General features: G+C 59.8%; 24 protein-coding genes. 21 read left to right on the top strand and 3 right to left on the bottom strand.

Translation table 11 applies throughout. The features are described 5' to 3' along the window. Positions 1-43 precede the first annotated feature (43 nt). A complete protein-coding gene (locus ACQCST_RS15030) occupies positions 44-1474 on the bottom strand; it encodes a hypothetical protein (protein ID WP_426996548.1) in 1431 nt (476 codons plus the stop codon). Positions 1475-1653: 179 nt separating this feature from the next. On the opposite strand from ACQCST_RS15030, the gene ACQCST_RS15035 reads away from it, so the two are divergent. Both ACQCST_RS15035 and ACQCST_RS15040 read left to right on the top strand, forming a co-directional pair. Continuing rightward, the gene (locus ACQCST_RS15035) at positions 1654-2871 is read left to right on the top strand and encodes a glycosyltransferase (protein WP_426996549.1); all 1218 of its coding nucleotides are present in this window, start codon (positions 1654-1656) and stop codon (positions 2869-2871) included. A 218-nt stretch (positions 2872-3089) separates the two neighbouring features. Beyond that, positions 3090-4802, top strand: coding sequence for an ArnT family glycosyltransferase (locus tag ACQCST_RS15040; RefSeq protein ID WP_426996550.1), 1713 nt, complete (start codon positions 3090-3092; stop codon positions 4800-4802). 62 nt (positions 4803-4864) lie between these two features. Here the strand turns inward: ACQCST_RS15040 and rpsI are convergent, their stop codons facing one another. Together rpsI and rplM are read right to left on the bottom strand one after the other, a co-directional pair. After that, a complete protein-coding gene (gene rpsI / locus ACQCST_RS15045) occupies positions 4865-5374 on the bottom strand; it encodes a 30S ribosomal protein S9 (protein WP_426996551.1) in 510 nt (169 codons plus the stop codon). A 36-nt stretch (positions 5375-5410) separates the two neighbouring features. Next, positions 5411-5854: a 50S ribosomal protein L13 gene (gene rplM, locus ACQCST_RS15050; protein ID WP_015937805.1), complete on the bottom strand. Its 444-nt coding sequence runs from the start codon at positions 5852-5854 to the stop codon at positions 5411-5413. A gap of 296 nt (positions 5855-6150) precedes the next feature. On the opposite strand from rplM, the gene ACQCST_RS15055 reads away from it, so the two are divergent. The 19 genes from ACQCST_RS15055 (at position 6151) to ACQCST_RS15145 (ending at position 22102) form a co-directional block, all read left to right on the top strand. Then, positions 6151-6804: a prepilin peptidase gene (locus ACQCST_RS15055; RefSeq protein ID WP_426996552.1), complete on the top strand. Its 654-nt coding sequence runs from the start codon at positions 6151-6153 to the stop codon at positions 6802-6804. A gap of 279 nt (positions 6805-7083) precedes the next feature. Continuing rightward, complete coding sequence (locus ACQCST_RS15060; RefSeq protein ID WP_426996553.1) at positions 7084-7275, top strand: Flp family type IVb pilin; 192 nt, start codon at positions 7084-7086, stop codon at positions 7273-7275. Positions 7276-7299: 24 nt separating this feature from the next. Continuing rightward, positions 7300-7491, top strand: coding sequence for a Flp family type IVb pilin (locus ACQCST_RS15065; protein ID WP_426996554.1), 192 nt, complete (start codon positions 7300-7302; stop codon positions 7489-7491). A gap of 118 nt (positions 7492-7609) precedes the next feature. Continuing rightward, positions 7610-7813, top strand: a complete 204-nt coding sequence (locus ACQCST_RS15070) for a Flp family type IVb pilin (protein WP_426996555.1) — start codon at positions 7610-7612, stop codon at positions 7811-7813. Between the two features lie 56 nt (positions 7814-7869). Further along, entirely contained in the window at positions 7870-8256 is a 387-nt protein-coding gene (locus ACQCST_RS15075) for a TadE/TadG family type IV pilus assembly protein (RefSeq protein WP_426996556.1), read from the top strand. Next, complete coding sequence (locus ACQCST_RS15080; protein WP_426996557.1) at positions 8244-9278, top strand: TadE/TadG family type IV pilus assembly protein; 1035 nt, start codon at positions 8244-8246, stop codon at positions 9276-9278. Before ACQCST_RS15075 ends, ACQCST_RS15080 begins: the two co-directional genes overlap by 13 nt. A gap of 80 nt (positions 9279-9358) precedes the next feature. Then, positions 9359-10114 carry a Flp pilus assembly protein CpaB gene (gene cpaB, locus ACQCST_RS15085; RefSeq protein WP_426996558.1) on the top strand — a complete coding sequence of 252 codons (756 nt, stop codon included), beginning with the start codon at positions 9359-9361 and terminating at the stop codon, positions 10112-10114. Next, positions 10111-11307 (top strand): AAA family ATPase, encoded by a 1197-nt coding sequence (locus ACQCST_RS15090; RefSeq protein WP_426996559.1) that lies wholly within the window; start codon positions 10111-10113, stop codon positions 11305-11307. Before cpaB (ACQCST_RS15085) ends, ACQCST_RS15090 begins: the two co-directional genes overlap by 4 nt. Then, the gene (locus tag ACQCST_RS15095) at positions 11304-12752 is read left to right on the top strand and encodes a CpaF family protein (RefSeq protein ID WP_426996560.1); all 1449 of its coding nucleotides are present in this window, start codon (positions 11304-11306) and stop codon (positions 12750-12752) included. Before ACQCST_RS15090 ends, ACQCST_RS15095 begins: the two co-directional genes overlap by 4 nt. A 179-nt stretch (positions 12753-12931) precedes the next feature. Next, positions 12932-13696, top strand: a complete 765-nt coding sequence (locus tag ACQCST_RS15100) for a type II secretion system F family protein (protein ID WP_426996561.1) — start codon at positions 12932-12934, stop codon at positions 13694-13696. Between the two features lie 9 nt (positions 13697-13705). Continuing rightward, entirely contained in the window at positions 13706-14602 is an 897-nt protein-coding gene (locus tag ACQCST_RS15105; protein ID WP_426996562.1) for a type II secretion system F family protein, read from the top strand. A 419-nt stretch (positions 14603-15021) separates the two neighbouring features. After that, positions 15022-15243, top strand: a complete 222-nt coding sequence (locus ACQCST_RS15110; RefSeq protein ID WP_426996563.1) for a Flp family type IVb pilin — start codon at positions 15022-15024, stop codon at positions 15241-15243. A 124-nt stretch (positions 15244-15367) separates the two neighbouring features. After that, positions 15368-15742 carry a TadE/TadG family type IV pilus assembly protein gene (locus ACQCST_RS15115; protein WP_426996564.1) on the top strand — a complete coding sequence of 125 codons (375 nt, stop codon included), beginning with the start codon at positions 15368-15370 and terminating at the stop codon, positions 15740-15742. Next, positions 15730-16767, top strand: coding sequence for a pilus assembly protein TadG-related protein (locus ACQCST_RS15120; RefSeq protein WP_426996565.1), 1038 nt, complete (start codon positions 15730-15732; stop codon positions 16765-16767). Before ACQCST_RS15115 ends, ACQCST_RS15120 begins: the two co-directional genes overlap by 13 nt. 26 nt (positions 16768-16793) lie before the next feature. Next, a complete protein-coding gene (cpaB, locus tag ACQCST_RS15125; RefSeq protein WP_426996566.1) occupies positions 16794-17564 on the top strand; it encodes a Flp pilus assembly protein CpaB in 771 nt (256 codons plus the stop codon). Continuing rightward, positions 17561-18754 carry an AAA family ATPase gene (locus ACQCST_RS15130; protein ID WP_426996567.1) on the top strand — a complete coding sequence of 398 codons (1194 nt, stop codon included), beginning with the start codon at positions 17561-17563 and terminating at the stop codon, positions 18752-18754. Before cpaB (ACQCST_RS15125) ends, ACQCST_RS15130 begins: the two co-directional genes overlap by 4 nt. Then, positions 18755-20272: a CpaF family protein gene (locus ACQCST_RS15135; protein WP_426996568.1), complete on the top strand. Its 1518-nt coding sequence runs from the start codon at positions 18755-18757 to the stop codon at positions 20270-20272. It abuts the gene before it with no gap. A 7-nt stretch (positions 20273-20279) separates the two neighbouring features. Continuing rightward, the gene (locus ACQCST_RS15140; protein ID WP_426996569.1) at positions 20280-21212 is read left to right on the top strand and encodes a type II secretion system F family protein; all 933 of its coding nucleotides are present in this window, start codon (positions 20280-20282) and stop codon (positions 21210-21212) included. An 8-nt stretch (positions 21213-21220) separates the two neighbouring features. Next, a complete protein-coding gene (locus ACQCST_RS15145) occupies positions 21221-22102 on the top strand; it encodes a type II secretion system F family protein (RefSeq protein ID WP_426999197.1) in 882 nt (293 codons plus the stop codon). Positions 22103-22104: the final 2 nt, after the last annotated feature.

A 22104-nucleotide genomic window follows, 5' to 3' on the forward strand; every position in this document is an offset into this window, starting at 1 on the left:
GTAGTTCCGCCAGCGCCATTTGACAATGACGCAGCAGCGGGATTCAGCGGCGGACGAACAACTCTGCCGTAGTTTCGGCCGATGTGAGTTCCCAATTGGGACTTGCGTGAAGACGGCGGGCAAGTGCGCTCGTGGGCGGCACCAGGACGCAGTCTGCTCCGGATAGTCCCTCCTCCAGGTCTCCGTGACCGTCAAGCACCAGTAATGCTTGAGTAACTCGCTCGGCACCATAGAGATCGTTCCGAGAATCAAGGGAGACCCGCACATCTGGCCTTTCCAGGATCACAAGTCCGCCCAGCTGGTACTCGTTGAACAACTTGCACCCCCACGGGATGGCATCGATGGCGGCACCAGGGAAATGTGACGGATCCGGACGACCCATCAAGGGCAGATTGAAAACTGAAACCCCTACAGCGATCGCAACGACAACACTGGCTCCTTGTGCAAGCATCACGCGGCGACTTGCAAAGTAGCGCAGAATCACCGGGTGGGAGGCAAACGACGCCAGAACCGGCAGCGCCAGCAGTACGAGGATTGGAAGAATACGGATCGCAACTACGGATCCCCCCGCGGCGACAGCTATTGCAGCTGTGAAAACAGGATCTCCGCGTCGCGCGGAAGCGCCTAGCCCTATGAGTCCGAGAGCAAACATGAGAATCTGCATCGGGTCACCGGGATTGAACGCCTGCCACTCGGTGATGACGGTGGACGCGCTCTTGACTTGCAATGTTTGCGCGAGCACACCGGCCCCGTACGGATTGAAAAGCGAGCAGACCGCTGTTGTGAACAACGCGGCCAGGCACCAGCCAGTACTTCTGCGGGTGCTTCGCCGTACCAGGACCAAGAGAGCGGTGGCACCTGCAACCGCAACGCCGAGCAAAACTCCGACATGAAGGTTGGCCCACAAGATAGTCAAGGCCCCGATAGCCAGGAGCGGCCAAGCAGGCGGATGCCCCTCGACGATCCTATGCAAGAGCATCACAAGTACCAGGACGGCAACGTAGTCCACGAGTTGAGGCCGTGCCGACAACCAGCCTGTCAGCAGCGGCACTGCCATGAGGAGCAACCATGCGGACACTTTCGGCGAAGCGCCCAGTCGCCGAGCCAGAAGCAGCACCAATCCGCCAACAACAGAGACCAGGCATGCACAGACCAGTGCGACCCCCACCAGGCCGGCCACTTGGTAGGCGGCGCCCATTGCAACGTTGAATCCCCAAGAGTTGAGCGTCCATGGCTCCCCACCGGCCGTCCATGAGAACGGATCCACGGTCGGAAGTCTCCCCCGCGCGATCGTGAGGAGTCCGGTGCGGATCTGCCAAAAAGTATCCGACTCAGCTAAGTTTTCCGCCCGAATCAACACAAATGGCAGGAAAGCCAACCACGCAAACAGCCAAAACTTCTTCCGCGCCTTCATTTCAACGGCGGGTATGGCCAGACCGCTTTGTCCGAAAACCTCGCTCGTTGCTTTCACCATGAGACGTACCATACCGGAGCGTCAGCAGAAGCGGAGGAGGATTGTTTGTGTTCGCAGCACCGGCCGACTACTTGGTTTTTCCGGATGTGTACTCGACTTTGTCCGAGTTTCGGAAAATCCCTCGCCAACGGTCGCAGCATCCCCCTATCATTCGATGCATGACACCTAGCTATGGGGGCTTGGCGCTTGAAATTGTAGTACCGGTTTTCAACGAGGAAGCGGTACTCGAAAACAGCATCACTCAGCTCGCAAATTACCTGATTCTGGAAATGCCTTCGACGTGGCAAATTACTATCGCCGACAACGCGAGCACGGACAATACCTCGGTGATTGCAACACGCCTTGCCGAGCAATTGCCAAATGTCGTATATCGGAGGCTTGAGGTCAAAGGGCGCGGATTCGCGTTGCGCGACGCGTGGGGCGCTTCTGAAGCCAAAGTCTTGGCGTATCTAGACGTTGATCTGTCCACTGACCTAGCCGCGCTTCCGCCGTTGGTTGCTCCGCTACTGTCAGGCCATTCGGACATTTCCATCGGCACCAGGCTGGGGCAAAGCTCACGAGTCAGCCGTGGGCCAAAACGCGAGTTTATCTCGCGGGCCTACAACTTCCTGCTGCGACGGACCATGCAGGTGCGGTTCTCTGATGCGCAATGCGGGTTCAAGGCAATCCGCGCGGAGGTGGCAAAGCGGCTTCTCCCCCATGTGGAGGACAACGGCTGGTTCTTCGACACGGAACTGCTGATCATTGCCGAGCGTTCCGGACTTCGCATCCACGAGATCCCTGTGGACTGGGTAGATGACCCTGACAGCCGGGTGAACCTTAGGCAGACTGCAATCGACGACGTCCGGGGGCTGGTACGGGTGGCAGGGTCCTTGATCAAGGGGTCTATCCCGGTCCAAGCGATCTACGCAGAGCTGGGCAGACGTCCCATCGTTACTCCGGGCCGGCCCAGCTTCTTCGGGCAGGTCGTTCGCTTCGGCCTTGTTGGCGCTGTGTCTACTGTGGCGTTTGCACTGCTTTATCTCGTTCTTCAGGGTCCGTTTGGCGCGCAGCAGGCCAACTTCCTCGCTTTGCTTCTCACTGCTGTCGGCAACACAGCAGCCAACCGCCGCTTTACATTCGGCATCAGTGGTCCCGACCGACTGTTCACCCAGCAGATCCAGGGCCTGGTGGTATTCCTACTTGCCTGGACCATCACTTCGTCGTCGCTTCTGGTCCTTCATGGAGCGAACCCTGATGCCACGCCAAGTGCTGAACTGCTGACGCTGACCGCAGCCAATGTGTTCGCTACGTTGATGCGGTTTGTGCTGCTACGAATCTGGGTATTCCGGGTGCGGCGTGCTGATGAGCGGTCGGCCGGGATTTCCCTGCAGCCAGCTCGCGAGCAAGCACTGTGAGCGCCATAGCGCCTTCGACCACACCGTCAGAGAAGACGACCGCCAACTACAAGCTGAAGCTCGTCACGGATCGGCTCAGGGAGGTCCTTTACGGCCCAACGGGGTCTCCTGTCTGGGAACGACCCGTACTTCTGCTGGTCTTGGCGCTCACTGCGCTGATGTACCTTTGGGGACTGGACCGGAATGGATGGGCCAATGCCTACTACTCCGCGGCCGCGATGTCCGGCTCGCAGGACTGGACGGCCTTTTTCTTTGGTTCTTCGGATCCGGGGAATTCCATAACGGTGGACAAGCCTCCGCTAAGTCTCTGGATCATGTCTTTGTCCGTGCGGCTGTTCGGCTTGAGTTCATGGAGCATCCTGGTTCCTCAAGCTGTCATGGGAGTCCTCACTGTTTTCCTGGTGTATTCCCTCGTCCGGAAGTATTTTGATCCGGCGACAGCCTTGCTGGCTGGTTTTTTCATGTCCGTTACCCCCGTCGCCACCGTCATGTTCCGTTACAACAACCCTGATGGACTGCTGACCCTGATCATGGTCGGGATCGCCTATTCAGTCCTTGAAGCAATCCGCCGGGAAAGGATAGCCTGGCTGCTGCTTGCGGGCGCGCTTACCGGTGCGGGTTTCCTGACGAAGCAACTGCAAGTGGTCCTCGTTCTGCCGGCTGTCGGCCTGGCCTACCTTCTGTTTGCACGCGCTTCTCCTTTGAATCGCGTCATGCATCTTATGGCGGCGGCTCTGACCGCTGCAGTCGCCGGAGGCTGGTGGTTCGTGGCCGTCCAGCTGATAAGTCCTGCAGACAGACCGTTCATAGGAGGCACTAGGCAGAACAACGTCATTGAGCTGACGCTTGGCTACAACGGACTAGACAGGCTGACCGGTGAGGACGCCACCCGGACCATGTCCGGCTCAGCCGTCGCGGCTGCCGAAAAGCTGGACCCAGGCTTTCAGCGCTTTTTACAACCTCAATTTTCCGGTCAGTTCGGATGGTTTCTTCCGCTCGCAATCGCAGGCCTTTGCGTGGCTGTATGGTACATCTGGCGTGGACGCGGCAGCCCCGCGAAGCGGGCTTTCCTTCTACTGTGCAGCACGTGGTTCCTCTGCGCAGCCTCCGTGCTGGCATTCATGTCGGGGATCGTCCATCCCTATTACGCATTGACCGCAGTACCCGCCCTTTGTTGCCTCGCCGCCGTCGGCCTGGGTTATCTGCTGCGCAACATCAGCAGGTGGCGTGTGAAGTCGGCCATGGGCCTCACATTGATTGCTACGTTGGTTTTGGCCTTCATCTCCGCCGCTCGCTCCACTGCTGATTTCCCTGACCTCCCACAAGTACTTGCGGTCGTGGGAGCGGTGGTCATCGCCTTGCAGCTCGTCCCAACTCCAAGTCTTCGCATTCGCATCGCGTCGGGATCGATCTTGATCGCCGCTCTCGGGGCAGGCCCCGGGATGTGGTCAGTGAACACGGTCCTCAGCCCGCACGTAGGGGCTGGAGTGGTGGCTGGTCCCAGCATCCTTGGAATACGAACGGATCACCCCGACCGGAAGCAGCTGGTGCCAGGCATGCCTCCCAGCTTCACCGCCGTGATGTTCGGAGACGTACCGGCGCAGAGTGTGCTTGAGAGGCTAAGGCACGCCCAGCCATCTGCCACGTGGGCAGCCGCCGTTGTTGGTTCTGAGACGGCAGCCAACTACCAACTCGAGAGTGGCCGTGCTGTATTGCCGATAGGGGGCTTTGACGGAACGGATCCCTATCCAACCCTGGCCCAGTTTCAGGACATGGTGCTGCACCGTCGGGTGGGGGCAGTAGTAATTCAGAATTTGCCGCCACTAACGCTGGAGGGCCGTGGAGAGTCGGCCAAAATAGTTGAATGGGTCAAAGCCAACTACCCGGCTGAAATCGTCGACGGTGCCGAATACTACGGTTTGGTGCCCTAGCAGCAGGGAACGGCAGAAGCCCGCCCCGCCAACTGGCGGGACGGGCTTCTGTGCAAGCGGGTTTAGCGCTTGGAGTACTGCTGAGCCTTACGGGCCTTCTTGAGACCAGCCTTCTTGCGCTCGATGACGCGTGCGTCACGGCGGAGGTAGCCAGCCTTCTTCAGGGTGGCGCGGTTGTTCTCGGTGTCGATCTCGTTCAGGGAACGGGCGATGCCGAGGCGCAAGGCACCGGCCTGGCCGGAAATGCCGCCACCGTGGATGCGTGCGAAGACGTCGTAGGCGCCGTCAAGATCAAGAATCTTGAAGGGTTCGTTGACATCCTGCTGGTGCAGCTTGTTCGGGAAGTAGTTCGACAGCTCGCGGCCGTTGATGATCCACTTGCCGGTACCCGGCACAATGCGGACCCGCGCCACAGCTTCCTTGCGACGGCCAACTGCTGCGCCGGCAACGGTGAGCGCCGGGCGTTCCTTCTTCGGCGCTTCTGCTTCTGCAGCTCCGCTTTCCGAGGTGTAGACGCTCGGGGTTTCCTCAGCCACAACGGCCTCGGTGGTCAGTTCTTCGTTCTGGGCCACGATTCTCCTTGAATATAAGTTGCTTGGTGGCCAGGACTACTGGGCAACCTGGGTGATTTCGAAAGTCTTGGGCTGCTGTGCTGCGTGGGGGTGCTCTGCGCCCCGGTACACCTTCAGCTTGCCCAGCTGCTGTGCAGCGAGGGAGTTCTTGGGGAGCATGCCCTTGATGGCCTTCTCCACGGCGCGGACCGGGTTGGATTCCAGCAGCTCCGCGTAGTTGACGGAGGTCAGGCCGCCCGGGTAGCCGGAGTGGCGGTATGCGCGCTTCTGCTCCAGCTTGGCGCCGGTGAGGGCAACCTTTTCAGCGTTGATGATGATGACGAAATCGCCCATGTCCATGTGGGACGCGAAGGTGGCCTTGTGCTTGCCGCGCAGCAGGATTGCGGTCTGGCTGGCGAGACGACCAAGGACAACGTCTGTGGCGTCAATGACGTGCCACTGGCGGTTGATGTCGCCGGGCTTCGGGGTGTACGTACGCACGGTTTTTGCCTCGTTCTTGTTCTGGCGTTCTTGTTTAGGTGTCACGTGAGCGTGTGCACCTACTATCTATGCGCTACCGGAACAGAGGTGAGGGCTCTATGTAACCAGTGATCCTGTAGTCCCGAAAATGCCCGTTGAGTAGTCATCCTGCAACCGGATTCCCAAGCGGGCACGCATCATCGAGAAAGGACACGCACAACGACTATCAAGAATAGCGTGAAGCGGGGGCCCGGGTCAAAATAGGCTGTCGGCATGAGTCATTTGCCGCGGCGGCCCGTTCAGTTCCAGGAGACCAAGTGACCTTTGCGTCTGCCGATCCCCTGTTGATTGCCGCCGCAGGAGCGCTGGGCGCCTTCCTGGCCATACTGGCAGAGTTGATGATCGCCCGCGCGCTCCCCCGACTGGGCGGGGTGCCTGCGACCTGGATCCGGATCACGACGGCGGCCGTCACCGGAGCGCTAGGCGTTCTGCTCGCGCTTCGCTTTGGTGCGGCGTGGGAACTGCCCGCTTATCTGGCCCTGGCAGTATTGGCCGTTCAATTGTCCCGGATCGATATTTCACACCATTTGCTGCCGAACCCACTGGTGTTGATCTTATTGGCCGCCGGCCTGGTATTGCTCCTCACGGCCGCAGTTCTGACTTCGAGCTGGGAGGATCTGCTGCGTGCCACGCTCGCTGCCGCAATCCTGTCAGTCGTCTACCTGATTCTGGCGATTATTTCTCCGGGTGGCATTGGAATGGGCGATGTGAAGCTGGCTGCGCCGATCGGGCTCTACTTGGGCTACTTGGGTTGGACCCAGGTGTTCTACGGCGGCGCTCTGGGGTTTGTTGTCGGCGGCATGGCCTCTTACCTGCTTTTACGGCTCAAACGCGCTGAAAGGTCATCTGAGGTGGCCTACGGGCCCTCCATGCTGGCAGCCGCACTTGGCGTCATCCTCATCATGAGCTAACCCGACGCCTCAACGATGGCCCTGACAAAAGATAAGCATGCTTAGCAAGCCAAGTAGTCTAAATCATTCGTGCAGTCAAAATCTGAGTACTCCTCTTTCGTTATCGAGTACCTGGCTAAGAGCCCTCCCAAAAACTCGGGTACCACTACGCATTGTTGCCAGTTCTGGACAGGTGTAATTCTTTAGCTAGCGAAACTCCAGCGGCTAAAGGCGTTATGGGGGCGGTTGGATTTTCGTCATTTCATTCCAATCAGTCTCGCCAAACCTAAGGAATCCAAAATGACTTCTCTCATGGTCTCAGTCCTTGCCTTCGTTTCCGGAGTCAAGGACCGTTTCACTTCCGAAAAGGGCGCCACGGCGGTTGAATACGGACTGCTCGTGGCTCTGATCGCTGCCGTCATTGTTGTAGTTGTTGCGGCTCTCGGAACCAACATCAACGCCGCCTTCGTGAAAATCAACACGGCTCTCTAGCGACAATCGCCCAAAGGAATGCAAATGACTTCTCTAATGATCTCTTTTCTTGCCCTTGTTTCCGGAGTCAAGGATCGCTTCTCTTCCGAAAAGGGTGCAACGGCCGTTGAATATGGTCTGCTCGTCGCCCTGATCGCTGCCGTCATCGTTGTGGTAGTTGCGGCCCTTGGAACCAACATCAACAACGCCTTCGTGACAATCAACAGCGCCATGTAGTAAAGCGCGCCATTGAGCCCAGGGGTGGGGGCGGTGAAGTTCGAGCGTCAGCTCCCCTGCACCGTCCCCGCCGCTGGGCTCTTCATTTTCCGGTAACAAAAGTCTTCTTGGAGGGGTTGTGAAAGGTCTCATTTACAAAGCGGTTTTCTCTGCTTCACGGCTCAGAAACGCCGTAGGAAGCATATGGTCGTCGCAGGCTGGTGCGAGCGCCGTCGAGTACAGCCTTCTGGTTGCCTTTATCGCCACCGTAATTGTCGCCGTCGTTGGGACTCTGGGGCTCCAACTTGTTCCAGGCTTTCAAGCGGTTGTGGCCGGCCTCTAGTGAATACCTTCGATCGGGCTCGTCGCAAGCAACGCTCCCTCCGGGAATCAGGTGCGGTGGCAGTCGAGTTTGCGCTCATTCTCCCAATCTTCCTGGCCTTGGTGCTGGGCATAGCGGAATTCGGCCGCGCCTTCAATATCCAGGTATCGCTCACTGAAGCCGCCCGACAAGCCTCACGGTACGCGGCCATTCACTGTTCCGAGCCGGGCTATTCTGCGTCGAACGCCCAAGCAGAAGGGGTCGCCGCCGCCCCTTCGGTAGGCTTGACGGCCGCCAACATAGTCATCACCTATTCACCAAGGGCAACGTGCGGTGCCGGCAACAATGCGGTTGCCACGGTGAGCTACACAACCCCATGGATGACCGGCTTCCCTGCACTCATTCCAGGCATGCCCGGCACCCTGAATATTCAAGGTAAAGGTGTCATGCGATGTGGCGGTTAAAGAACGATGATCCGGAGCGCGGCGTTATCGCGCCGCTGACGGCCCTCTTGATGGTCTTTCTGCTAGGCATGGCTGCCTTTGCAGTGGATGTGTCCACCATGTACTCCGAGCACGCTCAACTTCAGAATGGTGCTGATTCGTCTGCCTTAGCCATAGCCCTGGATTGCGCCGCCACCCCTCCTGCCGCTGGCTGTGCCGCTCCAGTGGCCTCAGCGGCCGGGCTCGCAAACAGCAATGCCTTGGACGCGCATAGCAACGTGTTGAGTGCCACTGTCAATTCCGGCACCGTGAACGTAACCACTCAGGCTCAGGATACCTCAGGCAACAATTACTTCTCGCTCGTCTTTGCCAGGGCACTCGGGATCCAAACATCCGATATCCGCGCCTCCGCTCAGGCAAAGTTTGGCGGGTACATGGCCGGTAACGTGGTTCCCTTGTCGTTTTCCAAATGCGAGTCTGATCCGTTTTTCAGTAAGGATCTGCAATTTTTCCCGTCTCATGGGAACGCGCTCGCCAGTGATCCAGCCTATGAATGCATTACATCATCGTCTTCCGGGCTGGAAGTTCCTGGCGGATTCGGCTGGTTGGATCACGTGGCCGGCACGTGCAACGTCAAGGTGAACATTGCCGATCCATGGGTGGGGACCAACACGGGGCAAAACTACGACACCGACTGCGGAACCCTCATGACGCAATGGGGAAACACTCTGGCGGACCCCAAGAAAACCGTTGAAATACTCGTCCCGATTTTTGACAATCGCCGGGGAACTGGAACGGGTGCCGAATTCCACATTGAGGCCTTCGCACAGGTCTCCCTCCGGGGATGGAACCTGAAGGGCGGAAACACACTCCCAGAAGATTTCATGACCGCTGAAGCCACGAAACTTTCGAAGGCCCTGAAGCTCAAGAGCAGCGATAACGGCATCTTTGCCAGATTCATCAAGAAAGTTTCGCTGGCCGAGGCCGCAACTTTGGGGGGACCAACCACGTATGGCGCCCCAGGCGTCCAGCTGACTCAATAGCAGCCATCTGCACACTCTGCCAGCGCACATCGTCGGCAGATCAAGGAACTACAGAAAAAGGAACCGAAGGAGACTGACAAGTGAAAACTCGCCTACTGGGAGGCATCGTTGCGCTCGTGCTGGCTATAGTCGGCGCACTGCTGCTGGTCTCATACATACAAGGTACTGAAGCCCGGGCCCAAAAAGACCTGCAACCCGTTGAGGTTCTGGTGGTCCAGGCCCAGATTCCGGCAGGATCCAATCTCGAAAAGATAAGATCGTCGGTCAAACTGACGTCCATGCCCACCACGTCAGTTCCCAACGGGGCGCTGAAGAACCTGGACGGCATCGAAGGCAAAGTCGCCGCAGTGGAATTGCTGCCAGGGGAGCCCCTGCTGGGGGCGCGGCTCGCAGATCCGAACAGCCTGGCCGCACCAGGATCAGTACCCGTACCTGCCGGCATGCAAGAAATCTCCGTGCAGCTTGAAGCGCAACGTGTTGTTGGTGGCAGAATCTCGGCCGGTGACACCGTGGGCGTGGTGGTGTTGTTTGGCAGCGGCGCCAACAAGGACGCACCCGCAATTGAATCTGCCCAGCAGGTCTTCCACAAGGTGCTCGTGACCAGCGTTCAACGTTCACTGGCAAAAGCACAGTCCAGCGGCACCGCGGATCCCGCAGCGCAAGCAAATACTGAGCTGCCCACGGGCCAACTACTCGTGACGTTCGCCCGCAACGAAGCGGATTCGGCCAAGATCGCGTTCGCCGCCCAGTTCGGCACGCTGTGGTTGACGAAGGAACCAGCCTCCGCCGAGGAAGGCGCACCCGTCACCATCAAGAAGTCGGAGATGTACCGATGAGCAGGTTTGTGCTCATCACTCCGGACACCGATTTTTCACATCGAGCGAAAGAGGCCGTGTCCGGCCTGCATGGCACTCTCCAGACGATATCCGCAGACTACCTCCCGCCGGGTCCGGACGACATCCTGCGCATCCTGACCGGCGAGCCGGTTGAAGTAATACTGATGGGTCCAAATCTTCCTACCGCGGACTCCATCAGCCTGGCCAGCCTCTTTGATCTCCAGTATCCGGAAATAAGCGTTGTGCTGGTAACCACCAACGAGTCGGAGGTCGCGCTACCGGCCATGCGGGCCGGCATCCGGGATTTATTGGATCCGTCAGCAGATGTCTACACCATCCGCACGATGCTGGAGAGAGCCAGTCTGGCAGCTGCTGGGCGACGGCGCGGCCTAGGAAATTCCGTTGAAAGCCAGCCGAGTGGTGGCCGGGTCATAGCGGTAATGTCACCTAAGGGCGGGGTGGGCAAAACCACCATTACCACCAACCTTGCAGTGGGCCTGGCGAAAGTGGCGCCCATGGGCGTGGTGGTGTTGGACCTTGATCTGCAGTTCGGGGACGTTGCTTCCGGGCTGATGCTCGAACCCGAGCGAACGCTGGCAGATGCTGTCGTGGGGGCAGCCGTCCAGGACAGCATGGTGCTCAAGTCGTACCTGACCCTTCATCCTGCCGGCCTATACGCCTTATGCGCTCCGCTTAACCCTGTGGAGGCTGACAAGATCAGCGGCGAACAAGTGGCTCATCTGATTAGCCAGCTCGCCAGCGAATTCGAATACGTCGTGGTGGATACGGCGCCCGGTCTCGGCGAGCATGTATTGGCGACCCTGGAGGAGGCCACCGATGCTGTCTGGGTGTGCGGAATGGACATTCCCAGTATCCGGGGTCTGCGCACGGGTTTCAGTATTCTTACCGAACTTGGTCTGTTGCCCGACCACCGCCATGTGGTTCTCAACTTCGCTGACCGGCGAACAGGGCTCACTCTCCAAGACGTCGAGGCCACCATCGGTTGCCCGGTGGACGTGGTCCTCCCGCGATCCCGGGCTGTCCCGTTCTCCACCAACAAAGGTGTTCCCCTGCTCCAGGACGGCACCCGCGATCCAGCTGCCAAAGGATTGGGTCAGCTCGTGGAGCGTTTCAAACCGAACTGGGAACAACGACCGCATAAGAAGCTGCATAGAAGGGCGATAGTCCAATGAGTCTGGCCAGAAGACTGGAAGCCGCGCGCGGCCTGGAAAAGGAAACCGTTCCAACGCCCGCACCCACTACGGGACCATGGTCCGCGCAGACACCCACCGTTGTGATTCCCTCGGGCGGGACTTCCGCCGACGGCAGAAGCCATGGTTCGGATAGCAACGAAGCTCTCAACGCCGTCAAGGAGCGGGCCGGGACCAAACTCTACGAGCGAATGGGCAGCCGGATCACTGACGCTTCCATGGACGAGGACGAGTTGCAGCAGTACGTCAAGGACGAGCTGCGCTCAATCATCGAGGAAGATGAAATTCCGCTGACTTCGCTGGAACGCCAGCGCCTGGTGCAGGAAATCATCGACCACGTCCTGGGGCTGGGACCTCTGCAAAAGTTCTTGGATGACAACGAGGTTACCGAAATCATGGTCAACGGTCCTGAAAAGGTTTACGTCGAACGCTCCGGCAAAATCTTCCTCACGGGCGCCAAGTTCGGCGATGAGGAGCATCTGCGCCGCATCATTGAACGAATCGTGACCAAAGTGGGAAGGCGAATCGACGAGTCTTCCCCGCTCGTAGATGCCCGGCTGTCAGATGGATCGCGTGTGAACGCCATCATCCCGCCTCTGGCAGTCAGCGGTTCAACGCTGACCATCCGTAAATTTGGTCATGTCCCGCTCAACGTGGGAAATCTGATCTCGTTGGGGACGATTTCCGTTGAGATGGCGGAGCTGCTGAACGCCTGCGTCAAGGCCCGGCTGAACATCATCGTGTCCGGAGGCACCGGTACCGGAAAAACCACGCTACTGAATGTCCTTTCCTCTTTCCTGCCCGCCGACGAACGAATCGTCACTATAGAAGACGCCGTGGAACTGCAGCTCCAGCAGGAGCATGTGGTTCGGCTGGAGAGCCGTCCACGAAACATTGAAGGCAAAGGTGAAGTCACCATCCGCGATCTGGTCCGAAATTCGCTGCGTATGCGGCCGGACCGGATCGTGATCGGCGAAGTCCGTGGAGGCGAGTCTCTGGACATGCTCCAGGCCATGAATACCGGCCACGACGGGTCCATTTCCACCGTCCACGCGAACTCTCCGCGAGATGCCATCTCGCGGCTGGAGACATTGGTCTTGATGGCCGGCATGGATTTGCCACTCCGCGCCATCCGGGAGCAAATCGCGTCGGCGGTGAACCTCATTGTTCACATCTCCCGGCTCAGGGACGGGACCCGCCGCGTCACGCATGTCACTGAAGTCCAAGGCATGGAGGGCGACATCGTCACTCTTCAGGATGCGTTCGCCTTCGACTACAGCGCGGGGGTGGACGCCAACGGCAGGTTCCTGGGCCGCCCGATCCCCACAGGCGTCCGGCCACGCTTCGTGGATCACTTTGCGGAACTTGGCATTCCACTATCCCCCGCTGTCTTTGGAAGCGTCCCGATTGGCGGTGCGTTCCGGTGACGGTGACGAACCCCATTTTTCTTGCCATTGGCCTCGGGCTTTGCTTCATTGCCTTGGCCATTCTGTTGGTTATTACGATTGGGAGTGGCCGCGGTGGGATTGCCTTGTCACGCCGGAGGCCCGGGGCCAGCGATCAGCCATCTGTGCTGAGCCGAGTTGCCAGCTCGGCAACATCCCTTGTGGACCGCAGCGTAAGTAGAAACGCAAGCTTCGGTAGCCGGGAATCGTTGGAACGAGCCGGGTTGAAAATGCGGCAGGCTGACTTCATCCTTCTAGTCGGCTGCATTGCCATCACCGCCGGCGTTGTCGGCTTCATCCTGGGTGGCGTGGTCTTGGGTGTGCTGCTCTTTCTCGCCGCTCCGTTGGTAGCCATGCTGCTGTTGAAAGTGCTGGCTGGACGCCGACGGGCGAAATTTGAGCAGCAACTCGGCGACACCCTGCAAATGCTGGCGGGTGGTTTACGCGCCGGCCACAGCTTGCTTCGCTCCGTCGATGCTGTCGCTCAAGAGGCGGAATCCCCCACGTCTGAGGAGTTTGCCCGTCTGATAAATGAAACCCGGCTGGGGCGCGATTTGAGGGAATCCATGCTGGACTCCGCGCGTCGGCTGCAGAGCGAAGATTTCGACTGGACCAGCCAGGCGATCGAAATCCACCGTGAGGTGGGTGGTGACTTGGCCGAAGTCCTAGATCATGTGGGCGAGACCATTCGGGAAAGATCACAAATCAAAGGGCAGGTACAGGCACTCAGCGCGGAGGGAAGGCTCTCCGCGTACATCCTGTTGGCCCTGCCCATAGGAATGTTTTTCTACATCAGCGTGGCAAGTCCGGCCTACATCGGTACCCTCTACACGAATCCGTTGGGTTGGATGATGGTCGGAACGGCTTTTGTCCTGCTTGCGCTTGGGAGCTTCTGGTTAAGCCGTGTCATTAAGATCAAGTTTTAGGAGGGCACCATGACATCAATGGCATGGTTGATTGTGGGGCTCATAGTGACCCCTTGTGCATACATCGTGTGGGCCTTCGTCTCCGTTGATCGACGCGGTTACGCTGCAGTTCAGAGCAACTTGGGACGAGGCCGGAAATTCATCGAGGGTGCGGTCTCCACCGACCCAGCCAAAACCAAGGCCCCCGCGGCCCTGGGAATGCGACTGACGCCCAAGGGATACACCGGCTGGTTGGACAAGTTGCTTGCCAAAGCAGGGAGGCCCGCGAACTTTCCCCTGGACCGATTGCTCATCGTGAAGCCTGCTCTGGCGCTCATTGCCGGCGTCATCGGAATTCTGCTGATTCTGAAGACTCCGACAGGGACAACCACGCTGCTCGCGATTTTCCTGACCTTATTGGCATATTTCGTGCCGGACATCCTCATCCATGGCAGAGGAGCGAAGCGGCAACAGGAGATCGAACTGGAGCTGCCAAATACTCTGGACCAAATGCTGATTTCAGTTGAGGCAGGGCTGGGCTTTGAAACAGCGATGGCGCGGGCAGGCCAAAATGGCAAGGGGCCGCTCGCCGCGGAACTGGTACGGACGCTTCAGGACATGCAGGTTGGCCGAAGCCGCAAAGACGCTTACCTTGCCATGGCTGACAGGGCAGATGTTCCAGATCTGAGGAGTTTCGTCCGGGCAATTGTCCAAGCCGACATCTACGGCATTGCCATCGCGAACGTGTTACGTACACAGGCCAAGCAAATGCGCATCAAGCGACGGCAGCGGGCTGAAGAGAAGGCAATGAAGCTCCCCGTGAAAGTCCTGTTTCCACTGATGTTCTGTATCCTTCCGGTTCTGTTCATTGTGATCATCGGCCCGGCTGCCATCAATGTGATGAAGAGTTTCGCCGGCGCCTTCTGACTCGGGACCACATCGCGCCGCCTCCATGAGAACGGCTCCCCAAAGACCGGACCTCCTCGGTACCCAGAACCGAGGGGGTCCGCTTTGCGTTCCTCCGGTTCGCCAAGCCGAACCCGCCAGAACGGCGTACTGCGGCACAGCCCTCGTCAGCGCCGTTGCCGGCATCTCGTCATCCGAGGGACGCCACTTCCTCCAGCACAAGGGGGTCCCGCGCGGAGCACGGACTGGGCGTCACGCTGCCTGGAAACGAATTCGCAGTTTAAACGCAGTATCTGCGCAAGGAATATGCAGGAAATGTGCAGCATGGGAAGGCTTGGCACAGGATGCTGCAAATTCCAAACCGGACCGTGAATTTGCCTGCTACTTTCTTATCGAGCTGGTGCAGGACCAGCCGCCCCCAACTCGCTCAGGAGTTTCAGATGCTTTCTCTTTACACCAACCTTGCAGTCCGCCTCCGCCGCGACGAAAAGGGGGCCACGGCCGTCGAATACGGCATCATGGTCTCGCTTATCGCCGTCGTGATCATCGTCGCCGTCATAGCTCTCGGCGGCACCCTGCACGACACCTTCATCAGTGTGAAATGCTCGATGGTAAACGGTGTCGTCAGCGGTGTAACAGGCGCTAAGGTCTGTTCGCTGTAAGACAATCGCCTTGTGCCCCTGATCCCCGCCGCGCACATCAGCCAACAATAGAATGGCGGCGGCCATCCAGCCGCCGCCGCTGCGCCCTGCGAATGGTCAATACTTCCTCGAAAGGCGACACCCCATGCCCAGGGCATCTGAACGCGGGGCCGTAGCCGTCGAGTTCGCGCTCCTGGCCCCGGTTCTCATCATGCTGTTGCTCGGCATCATGGAGTTCGGCCGTGCCTACAACGTGCAGGCATCTCTGTCCAGTGCAGCCCGCGAGGGTGTCCGGGTGATGGCTATATCCAATGACAAGACGGCTGCGGGGACTGCAGCCAAAAACGCTGCTGTCTCGCTCAGTCCTGCGCTCACCAACGCGAATATCAGCTTCGGCGGGGACCCTTGTACTCCCGGAGCCCAGATCACGCTGACCATCACCTACACGTTGTCCACCATCACGGGCATTGCGGGCCCGTTTCCGATGACCGGTAAAGGAGTCATGCTGTGCGGCGGTTAGGGCCTCGGCGAAGAACCCAGGACAGCGAACGCGGTGCCGTCAGCGTCATCGTCGCCATCCTGTTGGTGGCGCTTCTCGGCTTTTCTGCGATAGCCGTGGATGTGGGGATGATGTACGCCGAACGGACACAGCTTAGGAACGGGGCCGATGCGGCAGCCCTCGCGGTGGCTCAGAAATGCGCCAAGAACGACGCCGACGCTGAGTGCTCCACTACGTCCCCGCTCGCGCGCAGCCTTGCCAACAGCAACGCCGGTGACGGCTTGAGCAACATCAAGTCCACGGTGCTGGATAAATCCAACCGCACCGTAACGGTCACGGCCGGAGCACAGGAAGCAGGCAAAGCGCCCAACGAAGTCTCGCTCTTCTTTGCCCGTGCCCTCGGCTTTAATACCGCCGAGGTTACGGCTCCCTCAACTGCCCGCTGGGGCAGCCCGGTGGCCGGACGCACCGCGTTTCCGCTCGCGTTCTCCGTCTGCCAGGTCAAGGACTCCATCGGCGGAGCACTCCAACTGCTGCAGGATCACGGCAAGAACCAGAATGCGGACTGCCTGTACGGGCCCTCTGGCGCAGCAGTGGAAGGAGGCTTTGGATGGCTCAACCAGGATCCGGGCGTCTGCGGCGGCACCATCGACCTCGCCATCAACGAAAGTGGAAGCGACCCCGGCAACAACTCCCCCAACAACTGCTCCACCACCCTGCAGAAATGGGCCGATGAAATTACTGCCGGCCGGCACATCACGGTCCTTCTCCCTGTCTACAACGCGGTCACGGGAACAGGTAACGGCGCAATCTACCACCTCATCGCCTTCGCGGCGTTCGACGTCGGAGGCTGGAAATTCAGCGGCAACAGTGGCGCACCAGAAACGTTCCAGAACCAGGCCCCCTATGTCAGCTCGGCACTGACCTGTGACGGCAATTGCCGGGGAATCATCGGAAGCTTCGTCAAGTATGTGTCCCTGGCGGACGGTTACACCCTTGGACCGGTTGACGCTTACGGTGCGCCAATCGTCCGTCTCTCTCAGTAATTCTTCCCGATACACAGGAGCAATCAGTGAAGTCACGCTTGATAGCAGGGTTGGCAGCGGTCCTGCTGGCCGTCGTGGGAGCGATACTGGTTTTTTCCTATGCCCAGGGCGCAGATCAGCGGGCCGTCCAAAACCTTCAGCCGGTCGATGTGTTGGTGGTCAAGCAGCCCATCGCGGCAGGCACTCCCGTGGAGTCCATCAAAGCATCGGTAGCCACAGAGAAGCTGCCAGGCGCGGCCGTCGCAAAGACCGCCTTGGGAACGCTGGACAATTCCGCTGGCAAAGTCAGCGCGGTGGACCTCGTTCCGGGCGAGCAGTTGGTGGCCGAACGCCTCATCGCACCGGAAGCACTGAAGTCCCAGGGATCCTCCAAAGTTCCGGCGGGACTGCAGGAAGTGTCCTTCCAGCTCGAACCGCAACGCGTGATCGGCGGGCGCCTTGCTCCAGGGGATTACGTCGGTGTGTTCATCTCCATGGACAAAGGCGGTATCGAGGCGAAGCCGGCTAACGAAACCACCCAGCTGTCGATCCACAAGGTTCTCGTAACGGCCGTCCAGCGCGCGCCGCAGGCGACCCCAAGTCCACAGCCAACGGCGTCCGGCGGCGCGGGTGGTGCCGATCCCCGGGATTCCGCTCTCCCCACCGGATCGTTGATGCTGACGGTTGCCGTCAGTGATACGGACGCGTCGAAGATCGTCTTCGCCACGGAATTTGCCAAGATCTGGCTCAGCAAGGAGCCCCTCGACGCCAAGGACGGCGGGCCACGCATCATGCAAAGGGGTGACTTGTACAAATGAGCCGCTTTATATTGATCACTCCCGATGTCGACTTCGATCAGCGCCTACGCCAGGCAGTCGCGGGCGGCCTCCACGGCGGGGTCCATACCTTTTTCACCACCGTTCTGCCGGCCGACCCGCACGAACTGTTTGCGCAGCTGGACCAGGAACAACCCGAGGTACTCATCCTTGGCCCGGAGGTTCCCGTTGATGACGCCCTCCGTCTCGCAACAGTGCTGAACGTCCAGCTGCCGGAGCTCAGCGTCGTCCTGGTCAGCGAACCTGATCCGGCCTTCATCCTCCAGGCCATGCGGGCAGGCATCAAGGACATTTTCAGCCCCACAGCCGAGCCCGCCCAGATCCGCGTCCTCCTGGAGCGGGCCTGCCAGTCGTTTGCCACCCGCCACCGGGCACAGGAGCCGAAGCAGACCGATACAAACAAAGGCCTGGTGATCGGCGTCTTTTCGCCTAAAGGCGGAGTCGGCAAAACCACCATTGCAACCAACATAGCCATCGGGCTCGGCAAAATTGCGCCGATGAGCGTGGTGATTGTGGACCTGGACCTTCAGTTCGGTGACGTGGCGTCCGGCCTGTACCTCAATCCTGAGCACACCGTCACTGACGCCGTGTCCACCTCAGCCAGCCAGGACTCCTTGGTCCTGAAGGCCTTCCTGACGGTACATCCGGGGAGCATCTACGCCCTGTGCGCTCCGAAGAGCCCGGTGGAAGCCGACGACATCACGCCGGAACAAATTACCCGCCTTCTGGGACAGCTCGCGGAAGAGTTCCAATATGTCGTCGTGGATACCGCGCCTGGCCTGCCGGAGATCGGGCTTGCTGCCATCGAGCAGTGCACCGACGTCGTCTGGGTCAGCGCCATGGACGTCCCCAGCGTCCGCGGCCTGCGTTCCGGGCTCGACGTCCTCTTCCAACTGGATATTCTTCCCGAGACGCGGCACGTTGTCCTCAACATGGCAGACGCCAAATCGGGGCTAAGCGTCCAGGACGTCGAGTCAACGATCGGAGCCCCCGTGGACATCAGCATCCCCCGCTCGCGCGCTGTGGCTTTTTCCACCAACCGGGGAATACCCGTGCTCCAGGAAGCCAGGAAGGATCCTGCCGTCAAGGGATTGAAACAGCTCGTGGAGCGTTTCAACCCGGTCTGGCGCGCCAAAGCCCAACGAAAGCTGCACCGAAGGGTGGTTGTATAGATGAAACTCTCAGAGCGGATTCACGCTGCGCAAGTGAAAGGCACGCCGCATCCGGCTATTCAGGTGGCGCCGGCATCGCCCGCACAATTCATGACCGACGTCGGTCCGGCCGGTGCAGGGCGGGCGGACGGTAGGCGGGCGTCCGCCCAACAAGAAACCCCCGGCCACCAAACCGGAATCAATGCGGCCGAGGAGCCGGAGGCTGCCAAACCCAAATCGCAGCAGCCTGTAGACGTCTTCGCGGCGCTGAAACAACGGGCGGCGACCGCCCTGTTCGAGCGCATGGGTGCACGGTTCAACGATTCGGCCCTTACGGAGCATGAGCTCCGGTCAAGTGCCCGGGACGAGCTCACGCGCATTATCGACGCCGAGCAGGTGCCGCTTTCGCCGGATGAGCGCACACGGCTCGTTCGCGACGTCGCGGACGACGTCCTGGGCTATGGACCGTTGCAGCGGCTGCTGGACGATCCCGAAGTTACTGAAATCATGGTCAACCGTATGGACCAGATCTACGTTGAACGGAAGGGTCAGCTCACGCTGACCGACTCCCGGTTTAGCTCGGAAGACCATCTGCGGAAGGTCATTGAGCGCATCGTTTCCAAGGTGGGGCGTCGGATCGACGAGTCCTCTCCTCTGGTTGACGCACGGTTGGAGGACGGCTCCCGCGTCAACGCCGTGATTCCACCGCTCGCCGTCGGCGGCTCCTCGTTGACCATCCGTAAGTTCAGCAAGGTTCCCTTGACCGTTCGGAACCTTATTGACTTCGGAACGTTGACTCCGGAGATGGCCGAGCTCCTCAACGCCTGTGTCAAGGCAAAGCTGAACATCATCGTCTCCGGCGGCACCGGAACAGGCAAGACAACGCTGCTCAATGTGCTGTCGTCATTCCTCCCGGCCACGGAGCGGATCGTCACCATCGAGGACGCCGTTGAGCTGCAGATCCAGCAGGAGCACGTGGTCCGGCTGGAAAGCCGCCCACCCAATACCGAGGGGAAGGGCGAGGTGACCATCCGCGAACTTCTCCGGAACTCCCTGCGCATGCGCCCCGACCGCATCGTGGTGGGTGAGGTCCGCGGCGGCGAATCCCTCGACATGCTGCAGGCCATGAATACCGGCCACGACGGTTCGCTGTCGACGGTGCACTCCAATTCGCCCCGTGACGCCGTCGCCCGTCTTGAAACCCTGGTCCTCATGGCTGGCATGGATTTGCCGTTGCGGGCAATACGCGAGCAGATAGCATCCGCCGTGAACCTGATCATCCAGATCTCACGTTTGCGTGACGGCACACGCCGCATTACCCATGTGACCGAGGTCCAAGGCATGGAGGGAGACATCGTCACCCTCCAGGATGCCTTCGTTTTTGATTATTCGGCCGGCGTAGACGCTCATGGGCGCTTCCTGGGCACGCCGATACCTACCGGCATCCGTCCGCGCTTCATCGACCGCTTCGAAGACCTTGGCATCTACGTCTCACCCGGAGTTTTCGCGTCTCCCCTGACGCCAGCCGGAAAGGCGTGAGCCGTCCATGATGCTGACAATCGGAATGACTTTCCTCTGTGCGGCCACCGTCGTGCTCGGCTCGGCGTTGCTCATGCCACGCACACCGGAAGTGCCGTTGGATCGCCGGCGGCCGTTCGAAGTCGACCCACCATCCCAGCTGACACGCTTCGCAGGATCAGCCGTCACCGCGGTTGATCGCTACCTTTCGGGCAGAACCGTGCGTCTGTTTGACCGGGATGCGCTGGAGCGTGCAGGACTTCGCATGAACCGGGCCGAATTCTTCATTCTGGTGATCACCGGCGCCGTCGTGGGCGCCGTCGCCGGGCTCGTCGTCGGCGGGCCGATTCTTGCCGTCTTGTTGGTCATCCTTGCACCGTTCGTCGGACACCTAGTCCTTGGTTTCCTGGCAGGCAAACGGCGGGCCAAGTTTGACCTACAACTCGGCGACACACTCCAGCTGTTGGCCGGCGGGCTCCGTGCAGGCCACAGCATCCTGCGTGCAGTTGATGCTGCGGCCACCGAGTCCCTGAACCCCACCTCCGAGGAGATGCGGCGCGTCATCACGGAAACAAGCCTTGGCCGTGACCTGCTGGACTCCCTGAATGACACCGCAGACCGGATGAAAAACGAGGACTTCATCTGGATAGCCCAGGCCATCCAGATCAACCGCGAAGTAGGCGGCAATCTTGCAGAAGTCCTCGACCAAGTCAATGAAACCATCCGCGAACGCAGTGAAATCAAAGGGCACATCAAATCCCTGGCTGCGGAGGGAAAGTTCTCGGCCTACATCCTGATGGCCATGCCGATCGGGATTGTGGGCATGCTGATGGTGGTTAACCCCAGCTATATGAACGTGATGTTCACCCATCCGCTGGGATGGGGCATGATTGCTGCTTCCGTCGTCCTGATGACCATTGGCGGCCTGTGGATGCGCAAGATCATTGACCTGAAGTTTTGAGCCGGCTGATGAATCCCGTGGTTCTGCTCGCGCTGCTACTGGTCTCGGTGCCGATCGCCTATGTCACCTGGTATTTGCTCTCCGTGGACAGGAAATCCCAGCGGGCTACCAGGGAGCTGTTGACACAGGGCAGCAGCCCCGACGAGAAAGAGCCGAATGAGAATGGTCTCCTTGAGAGGATCGGTTACCGGCTGACACCCGCGGCCTACGTCCGCAAACTCGACAAGCTGTTGTCTCTGGCCGGCCGCCCTGCTTCCCTTCCGCTTGGACGCCTGCTGGCCGCCAAGCCCGCGCTCGGACTGGTGGGTGCCATGCTGGGCTTGTACATCAGCGCTAATGGCACGACGCCGATCATCAAGCTTGTGGGGTTGTTCATCCTGTTGCTGGGCTACTTCATCCCGGATCTGCTGCTCTACAGCAGGGGGCTGGAGCGCCAAAAGGCTATGCAGTTGGAGCTGGCCAACACTCTGGACCAGATGCTCATTTCAGTGGAAGCAGGCCTCGGATTCGAAGGGGCCATGGCCCGTGCCGGCGCAAACGGCAAGGGGCCGCTGGCCGAAGAACTCGTGCGCACGCTGCAGGACATGCAGGTGGGACGAAGCCGCCGCGAGTCGTATCTTGCGCTGGCCGATCGCACCAACATTCCTGAACTGCGCAGCTTCGTCCAGGCGGTGGTCCAGGCCGACACCTACGGCATTGCCATCAGCCGCGTACTACGTGTCCAAGCCAAAGTCATGAGAGTCAAGCGCCGCCAGCGCGCCGAGGAGAAGGCCATGAAGCTCCCCGTCACGATTCTCTTTCCCTTGCTGTTTTTCATCTTCCCGGTGCTGTTTATCGCCATCCTCGGCCCTGCCGTCATCAATGCCATAGTGACTTTCAGCGGCCAATGATA

This window comes from Pseudarthrobacter sp. N5, assembly GCF_050157035.1.
Lineage (GTDB): Bacteria > Actinomycetota > Actinomycetes > Actinomycetales > Micrococcaceae > Arthrobacter.

Bases quoted from the DNA above. Each gene is read 5' to 3' on its own strand.
- ACQCST_RS15110 (WP_426996563.1), top strand. From the start codon at position 15,022: ATGCTTTCTCTTTACACCAACCTTGCAGTCCGCCTCCGCCGCGACGAA.
- ACQCST_RS15105 (WP_426996562.1), top strand. From the start codon at position 13,706: ATGACATCAATGGCATGGTTGATTGTGGGGCTCATAGTGACCCCTTGT.
- ACQCST_RS15140 (WP_426996569.1), top strand. From the start codon at position 20,280: ATGATGCTGACAATCGGAATGACTTTCCTCTGTGCGGCCACCGTCGTG.
- ACQCST_RS15095 (WP_426996560.1), top strand. From the start codon at position 11,304: ATGAGTCTGGCCAGAAGACTGGAAGCCGCGCGCGGCCTGGAAAAGGAA.
- ACQCST_RS15135 (WP_426996568.1), top strand. From the start codon at position 18,755: ATGAAACTCTCAGAGCGGATTCACGCTGCGCAAGTGAAAGGCACGCCG.
- ACQCST_RS15030 (WP_426996548.1), bottom strand. From the start codon at position 1,474: ATGGTGAAAGCAACGAGCGAGGTTTTCGGACAAAGCGGTCTGGCCATA.
- ACQCST_RS15040 (WP_426996550.1), top strand. From the start codon at position 3,090: ATGTCCGGCTCGCAGGACTGGACGGCCTTTTTCTTTGGTTCTTCGGAT.
- ACQCST_RS15065 (WP_426996554.1), top strand. From the start codon at position 7,300: ATGACTTCTCTAATGATCTCTTTTCTTGCCCTTGTTTCCGGAGTCAAG.
- ACQCST_RS15145 (WP_426999197.1), top strand. From the start codon at position 21,221: ATGAATCCCGTGGTTCTGCTCGCGCTGCTACTGGTCTCGGTGCCGATC.
- ACQCST_RS15060 (WP_426996553.1), top strand. From the start codon at position 7,084: ATGACTTCTCTCATGGTCTCAGTCCTTGCCTTCGTTTCCGGAGTCAAG.
- ACQCST_RS15090 (WP_426996559.1), top strand. From the start codon at position 10,111: ATGAGCAGGTTTGTGCTCATCACTCCGGACACCGATTTTTCACATCGA.
- ACQCST_RS15080 (WP_426996557.1), top strand. From the start codon at position 8,244: ATGTGGCGGTTAAAGAACGATGATCCGGAGCGCGGCGTTATCGCGCCG.
- ACQCST_RS15115 (WP_426996564.1), top strand. From the start codon at position 15,368: ATGCCCAGGGCATCTGAACGCGGGGCCGTAGCCGTCGAGTTCGCGCTC.
- ACQCST_RS15130 (WP_426996567.1), top strand. From the start codon at position 17,561: ATGAGCCGCTTTATATTGATCACTCCCGATGTCGACTTCGATCAGCGC.